Origin of the sequence: Gordonia sp. (in: high G+C Gram-positive bacteria), from assembly GCF_049299075.1 — a bacterium.
GTDB lineage: Bacteria > Actinomycetota > Actinomycetes > Mycobacteriales > Mycobacteriaceae > Gordonia.
Genome location: NZ_JBAQWU010000030.1, coordinates 1 through 7,179, shown reverse-complemented (window position 1 = coordinate 7,179; position 7,179 = coordinate 1). Strand labels below are relative to the sequence as shown.

Annotated in this window: 10 protein-coding genes and 1 pseudogene; 2 read left to right on the top strand and 9 right to left on the bottom strand. The window is 65.3% G+C overall.

Annotation, left to right across the window (positions count from 1 at the left end; genetic code table 11):
• Window positions 1–403, bottom strand: a 403-nt coding sequence (locus WAW85_RS01110; protein ID WP_422557824.1) for a recombinase family protein, incomplete at its 3' end; no start/stop codon positions are given.
• A gap of 35 nt (window positions 404–438) precedes the next feature.
• Here WAW85_RS01110 and WAW85_RS01105 point away from each other — a divergent pair.
• Together WAW85_RS01105 and WAW85_RS01100 are read left to right on the top strand one after the other, a co-directional pair.
• Window positions 439–861 (top strand): annotated as a pseudogene (locus WAW85_RS01105) (MinD/ParA family ATP-binding protein); the annotation flags it as partial.
• Between the two features lie 93 nt (window positions 862–954).
• Entirely contained in the window at window positions 955–1,998 is a 1,044-nt protein-coding gene (locus WAW85_RS01100; RefSeq protein WP_422557823.1) for an alpha/beta fold hydrolase, read from the top strand.
• A gap of 11 nt (window positions 1,999–2,009) precedes the next feature.
• On the opposite strand, the gene truA is transcribed toward WAW85_RS01100, so the two are convergent.
• The 8 genes from truA to infA form a co-directional block, all read right to left on the bottom strand.
• A complete protein-coding gene (gene truA / locus WAW85_RS01095) occupies window positions 2,010–2,912 on the bottom strand; it encodes a tRNA pseudouridine(38-40) synthase TruA (protein WP_422557822.1) in 903 nt (300 codons plus the stop codon).
• Between the two features lie 45 nt (window positions 2,913–2,957).
• The gene (gene rplQ, locus WAW85_RS01090) at window positions 2,958–3,539 is read right to left on the bottom strand and encodes a 50S ribosomal protein L17 (RefSeq protein WP_422557821.1); all 582 of its coding nucleotides are present in this window, start codon (window positions 3,537–3,539) and stop codon (window positions 2,958–2,960) included.
• Window positions 3,540–3,599: 60 nt separating this feature from the next.
• Window positions 3,600–4,652, bottom strand: a complete 1,053-nt coding sequence (locus WAW85_RS01085; RefSeq protein WP_422557820.1) for a DNA-directed RNA polymerase subunit alpha — start codon at window positions 4,650–4,652, stop codon at window positions 3,600–3,602.
• A gap of 95 nt (window positions 4,653–4,747) precedes the next feature.
• Complete coding sequence (rpsD, locus tag WAW85_RS01080; protein ID WP_422557819.1) at window positions 4,748–5,353, bottom strand: 30S ribosomal protein S4; 606 nt, start codon at window positions 5,351–5,353, stop codon at window positions 4,748–4,750.
• A 21-nt stretch (window positions 5,354–5,374) separates the two neighbouring features.
• Entirely contained in the window at window positions 5,375–5,782 is a 408-nt protein-coding gene (rpsK, locus tag WAW85_RS01075) for a 30S ribosomal protein S11 (RefSeq protein WP_345313830.1), read from the bottom strand.
• Entirely contained in the window at window positions 5,782–6,150 is a 369-nt protein-coding gene (rpsM, locus tag WAW85_RS01070) for a 30S ribosomal protein S13 (RefSeq protein WP_422557818.1), read from the bottom strand. The genes rpsK and rpsM overlap by 1 nt, the downstream gene beginning before the upstream one ends.
• Window positions 6,151–6,329: 179 nt before the next feature.
• A complete protein-coding gene (rpmJ, locus tag WAW85_RS01065) occupies window positions 6,330–6,443 on the bottom strand; it encodes a 50S ribosomal protein L36 (RefSeq protein WP_024332746.1) in 114 nt (37 codons plus the stop codon).
• A gap of 49 nt (window positions 6,444–6,492) precedes the next feature.
• Window positions 6,493–6,714 carry a translation initiation factor IF-1 gene (gene infA, locus WAW85_RS01060; RefSeq protein WP_005936580.1) on the bottom strand — a complete coding sequence of 74 codons (222 nt, stop codon included), beginning with the start codon at window positions 6,712–6,714 and terminating at the stop codon, window positions 6,493–6,495.
• Window positions 6,715–7,179 lie beyond the last annotated feature (465 nt).

Below are 7,179 nucleotides of genomic sequence, written 5' to 3'. Positions count from 1 at the left end.
GCGCCACCGCGGCCTTGATCCTGGCGAACAGCCGACCGGCGTCGGTAGTCAGATCGGCCTCACCGTTGGACGTGACGATGGCCAGGCCCCGCCCCTCGGCGCGGTCGATCCAGTCCTCCAGTTGCCTCGGTTGACGCGTGAGCCGGTCCAGGTCCCAGACCACCAGCGCGTCGAACGCTCCGGCCTCCCACGCGCGTACCAGCGCGTCATAGCCTGGCCGGACCTTGCGCGCGTCGCTGGCACTGATCGAGTTGTCCGACCAGACCCCGGCGACCTCCCAGCCGCGTGACGACACGATGGCCCGCGCGTCCTCCTCCTGGCGTGTCACGCCGAGCCCGTCCCCCGACGCGTCTAGTGAGATCCGGGTGTAGATTGCCGCGCGCCGCGCGTTCTTGCTGGTCATGGCCACGAGTATATAGCGCTTTAGCGTGAGTCATGGGCCTTTCACACAGCGCGATGAGTGGCGTCTTGGACCTGGCGGACGCGATCATTCTGGTGAGCTCCCCCGCACTCGACGGCGCACGCAGCGCAGGCGCAACCCTCGACTGGCTGGCCGGGCATGGCTTCGGGCACCTGATCGGGCGCTGCGTGATGGTGCTCAGTTCGGCGCGACCGGGATCATCGTCGATCGACACCGACCAATTGGCGCAGCATTTCCTGACGCGGTGTCGCGCGGTGCACTGCATCGGGTTCGACGATCATCTGGCTGAAGGCGCCGACATCGACCTGGAATTGCTGGGGCGTCGTACCCGGCGCGAATTTGTCGACCTGGCGGCGACAATTGCCGACGACTTCGGCGGGACGGCACTGCGCCGGCATGCCCCGTTCTATCCAGCCGCACCCGCCACCGACGTCATCTAACTTTTACTTACCGCATTGGCAATGTTTCCCGGCCGGGGGTTGAATGGAAGGTGACCGCCCGGTAACCACCGGGCCGCTGCACCGGAGGACACCATGGTTGACGCCCCAACCACCGCACCGACACCGCAGGTCCGGATCGAATACCGCACCGTGCACGGCTACCGGCGGGCTTTCCGCATCGCCGGTGAAGGCCCGGCGCTGCTCCTGATCCACGGTATCGGTGACAACTCGTCGACCTGGGAAGGCGTGATCAGCGAGCTGGCCCGCGATTACACGGTGATCGCCCCGGATTTGCTGGGCCATGGGCTCTCCGACAAGCCGAAGGCCGACTATTCGGTCGCCGCCTTCGCCAATGGCATGCGCGATCTATTGGTGGTCCTGGGGATCACCAAGGTGACGGTGGTCGGCCATTCGCTCGGCGGCGGCGTCGCGATGCAGTTCTGCTACCAGTTCCCCCGGTTCGTCCAGCGCCTGGTCCTCGTGGCTCCCGGCGGCGTTACGGCGGAAGTGAATCCGGCGCTACGGGCCGTCGCCATACCCGGCGTTCCGTTTGTGTTGCAAGGCCTCGGACTGCCGGGCGCGCTGCCCCTGCTCCGCAGCGTCGGCCGACTGCTGGCCCGCACCGATGCGCTCCCGGGCATTCCCGAACGGTTCGCCCCCCGCAACGTCATCACCGACCACCAGGACCTGCTGCGTATTCTCGGCGACCTCTCCGACGAAGAAGCTGGCCGCTCGTTCACCCGCACCCTGCGCTCGGTAATCGACTGGCGCGGCCAGACCGTCACTTTTCTCGACCGCGCCTACCTGACCGAACGCCTCCCGCTGCTCCTCATCTGGGGGACGGCCGACAATGTGCTACCCGCGCACCACGCGCAACTGGCGTCCGCGATGATCCCGCACGCCGAGGTGGTGATGTTCGACGGGGCGGGGCACTTCCCGTTCCGCGACGATCCCGAGCGTTTCCTCGCCCTGGTGCGCGACTTCCTGGCCCGCACCGAGCCGATGGAGTTCGATCCGGTGAACTGGCACGACATGATGGTGCGCGGCCAGCAGCTGGACGAGCTCGAAGTGGGCGTCGACGCCGCTGTCTTCGAGGACGTCCGCGAAGCACTCGAAGAAGAGCGCGCCGTCAGCTGACCGCCAGCACCTCAGCCGCAGCAGCCCTCGCCGAGATCGGCCGTGGTCCGGACACTTCTGGTGCGCGCACTGCGCGCCGCCCACTCACCGGCGTCCGGGTAGTACACCTCCGCCAGCGACAGGCCACGCGCCTGCGCCACCGGAACTTCTGCGCGACGCGTGCGCGCCTCCAGCAGGTCCAGGCACCAGTCGATCGACCGGCGGCCGTCACCGACCGAGGCCACCGCACCGACCAGTGAGCGGACCATCGACCAGCAGAAAGCGTCTGCCTTCACCCGGCCGATCAGCACACCGTCGTCGTCGCGCCGCCAGCTGAACTCCTGAAGTTCACGGATGGTGGTCGAGCCTGCCCGGTAGCGGCAGAACGCCGCGAAGTCGTGCAGTCCAAGGAGACCTGCCGAGGCGTCGTTCATGGCGTCGATGTCCAACGGCCGGGTCCAGTCGGCGGTGCTCCGCGACCAGAGCGGTTCGGCGCCCCAGCGCGCATCGGTCAACCGGTATTCGTAGCGGCGGGCGAGCGCGGAGAAGCGTGCATCGAAGGTGTCCGGGACCGCGTCGACCGCTTTAATCCGCACATCGTCGGGCAGGAGTTTGGCCAGCCGTCGAACCAGACGCGCTGGGTCGCCGTCAATGGAGCGGGCGTCGAGCGCGACCGCCGGAATGTCACAGTGCGCCACCTGCCCGGTCGCGTGGACACCGGCGTCGGTGCGCCCGGCCACGGTGAGCCGCACCGGAGCGCGCAACACTGTCGCCAGTGCGGTCTCCAGGGTCTCGCATACTGTCCGGCGGCCCGGTTGCGTGGCCCAGCCGGAAAAATCGGTGCCGTCGTACGAGATCAGCAGCCGCAGCCGGACCACCACCGCAGATGCGACGAGCCCGCCGTCCCCCTCACGGGAGCCGGCGGGCTGCGTCATCGGATGCTCGCTGATGGCCGAAGCTAACGGCGAACCGGAGTCCGACTACTTGTCTTCGTTGGAGCCGTCGACGTCGGCACCCTCGGCGAGAGCCTCGTCCGCGGTAGTCGCGGCCTGGTTCTCGTCGGCACCTTCGGACACGGCTTCAGCGTTAGCGACCTCGGCGTCGGTGGCCTCGTCGATAACCTCGGCGACCGGGTTCTCGGCTTCGGCGACCTTCTTCTTCGATGCCGCAGCGCGGGTCGAGCGCGCGGCCTCCGCCGACGCGGTGCGCTCGGTGACCAGCGCGATCGCGGCCATCGGGGCGTTGTCGCCCTTCCGGTTCTCCAGCTTGATGATGCGGGTGTAGCCACCGTTGCGGTCGGAGAAGAACGGACCGATCTCCTCGAACAGCTTGTGCACGACATCCTTGTCACGGATGTCCTTCATCACCTGGCGGCGGTTGGCGAGATCGCCGACCTTCGCGTGGGTGATGAGCTTCTCGGCGTACGGGCGGAGCCGCTTTGCCTTGGTTTCGGTGGTGGTGATGCGGCCGTGCTCAAAGAGCGCCGTGGCCAGGTTGGCGAGGATCGCCTTCTGGTGGCTGGCCGACCCGCCGAGGCGGGTACCCTTAGTGGGCTTGGGCATTGGTTTCTCCTAGGAGGGGCGCCGATCGTCAGACCGGCAATCTCAAATTGGTCTGGGCGACTACAGCTGTTCGGTCTCGGCGAAGTCTTCACCAGCGTCATCGGTGTACGACACCTCATCGCTCCACGTGCCGGTGGCCGGATCGTAACCGGCCACCTGCGACGGGTCGAAGCTAGCCGGGCTGTCCTTGAGGGACAGACCCAGGTCGTACAGCTTCACCTTCACCTCGTCGATCGACTTCTGGCCGAAGTTCCGGATGTCGAGCAGATCCGACTCGGTACGACCCACCAGTTCGCCGACGGTGTGCACACCCTCGCGCTTGAGGCAGTTGTACGAGCGAACGCTCATCTCCAGATCCTCGATCGGCAGGCTGAAAGCGGCGATGTGATCGGCCTCGGCAGGCGACGGTCCGATCTCAATGCCCTCGGCCTCGACGTTGAGCTCGCGAGCCAGGCCGAAGAGTTCGACCAGGGTCTTACCGGCCGACGCCAGGGCGTCGCGCGCGGTGATGGAGTTCTTGGTCTCCACGTCGAGCACCAGCCGATCGAAGTCGGTGCGCTGCTCAACACGGGTGGCCTCGACCTTGTAAGTCACCTTCAGGACCGGCGAGTAGATCGAGTCGACCGGGATGCGGCCGATCTCGGCGCCGGAAGCCTTGTTCTGCACGGCCGGCACATAGCCGCGGCCCCGCTCGACGACGAGCTCAATCTCGAGCTTGCCCTTGTCGTTGAGGGTCGCAATGTGCAGATCCGGGTTGTGCACCTCGACACCGGCCGGCGGCACGATATCGGCACCGGTGACAGCACCCGGACCTTGCTTGCGGACGTACATGGTGACCGGCTCGTCCTCTTCCGAGCTGACCACGAGGCCCTTGAGGTTCAGAATGATGTCGGTGACATCTTCCTTCACTCCGGGGACGGTGGTGAACTCGTGCAGGACACCATCGATGCGGATGCTGGTGACTGCCGCGCCCGGGATGGACGACAGCAGCGTGCGCCGCAGCGAGTTGCCCAGGGTGTAGCCGAAGCCCGGCTCGAGCGGTTCGATGACGAACTTCGAACGGTCCTCGGCGATGACCTCTTCGGACAGAGTGGGTCGCTGTGAAATGAGCATTGGTGTGTACTTCTCCTTTTTGCCATCCGCTATATGACGGCGACGGGATTGAGACGAAACGGCGTGGGCCGCTTCGCAATCGAACGTCGGTTCGATTACTTGCTGTAGTACTCGACGATCAGCTGCTCGGTGAGCGGCACGTCGATCTGAGCGCGCTCGGGCACATTGTGCACGAGGATGCGCAGGGACGACGGAACCACCTGAAGCCACGCCGGAACGGGGCGGTCACCGATGGTCTCGGCGGCGATCTGCAGCGGCACGGTGTTCAGCGACTTCGGCTTGACGTCGATGATGTCGTACTGGCTGACGCGGTAGCTGGGAACGTCCACCGAGTGGCCGTTGACGGTGAAGTGACCGTGGGTCACCAGCTGGCGAGCCTGTCGACGCGTGCGGGCCAGGCCGGCACGGTAGACGACGTTGTCCAGACGGGTTTCCAGGATCTTCAGCAATTCGTCACCGGTCTTACCCGAGCGGCGGTTGGCCTCCTCGTAGTAACGACGGAACTGCTTCTCCATGACGCCGTAGGTGAAGCGAGCCTTCTGCTTCTCCTGCAGCTGGAGCAGGTACTCGGTCTCCTTGATCCGCGCGCGGCCGTGCTGGCCGGGCGGGTACGGACGACGTTCGTACGCCTGGTCTCCACCAATCAGGTCGACGCGAAGACGACGGGATTTCTTAGTTGCGGGGCCGGTATAACGAGCCATATCTAATTCTTTCCTTTCCCGCTAGACCCGGCGCCGCTTGGGCGGACGGCAGCCGTTATGCGGCTGCGGGGTCACGTCGGAGATGGTGCCGACCTCAAGGCCGGCTGCCTGCAGCGAACGGATGGCGGTCTCACGACCAGAGCCCGGGCCCTTGACGAAGACGTCGACCTTCTTGACGCCGTTCTCCATGGCCTTGCGGGCCGCGTTCTCGGCAGCGAGCTGCGCGGCGAACGGGGTGCTCTTACGCGATCCCTTGAAGCCGACGTGGCCGGAGCTTGCCCAGCTCAGCACGTTGCCTTCGGGATCGGTGATCGAGACGATCGTATTGTTGAACGTGGACTTGATGTGTGCCTGACCGTGCGGGACGTTCTTCTTATCGCGACGGCGAGTGCCCTTCTTCGGGCCGGCACTGCGTGACTTGGGGGGCATTACTTCTTCTTCCCGGCGATGGTCTTCTTCGGGCCCTTACGAGTGCGGGCATTGGTCTTGGTGCGCTGACCGTGGACCGGCATGCCACGACGGTGGCGCAGACCCTGGTAGCAACCGATCTCGATCTTGCGACGGATGTCGGCCTGCACCTCGCGGCGCAGATCACCTTCGACCTTGACCGAGGCTTCGATGTATTCACGGAGCTTGCTGACATCAGCGTCCGTGAGGTCCTTGGCCCGCAGGTCGGGGCTGAGCCCGGTACCGGCAAGGATCTCCTTGGAGGTGGTACGACCCACTCCATAGATGTACGTCAGCGCGATCTCCAGCCGCTTTTCGCGGGGGAGATCGACACCAGCAACACGTGCCATGTGGCGTTTCCTTTGATTGTCAGAGGTCTGCTCCCAGTCCGTCCCGACTCTGCGTCGGGCCCCGGCCTCTGTCCGGGGGTCGGCGGATGCTCGTCTGCGTCCGCTGGTGCTAGGAGTTCATCGGTGGTGACGATATTCAGTTGGGGTTTTCTTCAAGCGGACCTGAAGAAGGGCGCAGATCAGCCCTGACGCTGCTTGTGACGCAGGTTTTCGCAGATCACCATGACTCGTCCGTTACGACGGATCACCTTGCACTTCTCGCAGATCGGCTTGACGCTGGGGTTGACCTTCACGTCAGCTTCTCCTTATTCACTTACCGGACGCGTGCTCGGCCCGGGTGGCCTACTTGTAGCGGTAGACGATCCGACCGCGGTCGAGGTCGTAGGGCGAGAGCTCTACGACGACACGATCCTCCGGCAGGATGCGGATGTAGTGCTGCCGCATCTTGCCGCTGATGTGGGCGAGTACCTTGTGGCCGTTCTCCAGCTCAATGCGAAACATCGCATTGGGCAGGGGTTCGACAACGCGACCCTCAACCTCAATGGCTCCTTCTTTCTTAGCCATATCCTCCGCGATCCTGGTCGGCGCCCTTCGGCGACTCCCGGTTGAATCATTGTTTTTCCGCTACGGTCGGTACATCGGCGCTGCCCCACCCGTTCCGTCACCGCTGAATCTGGCGACGGAGCCGGGCATGCGTGGACTCCGCCATGCACCAAGGGTCCATAGTACGCGGACGAGAGCCTGGGGCCAAACCGCTGGTCCGCCGCGACCTGGACCGCGCGCGACCTGGGCCGAACTGGGACAAATAGGGCGCCGTAGGCACCCAGTCCATCGGCGTGCGAGTTCACCGCCGTGCCACACTGGACGTATGCGCGCATTCCTGATCCGCACGGTCTTCACTGCTTTCGCCCTGTGGGTGGCCGTCGAACTGGTCCCCGGCCTCACCTTCGACTTCGGCAATCTGACCAGCTTCTGGGCGAAGCTCGGTGTGGTGCTGCTGATCGCCGCAGTCTTCGGCCTGGTGAACGC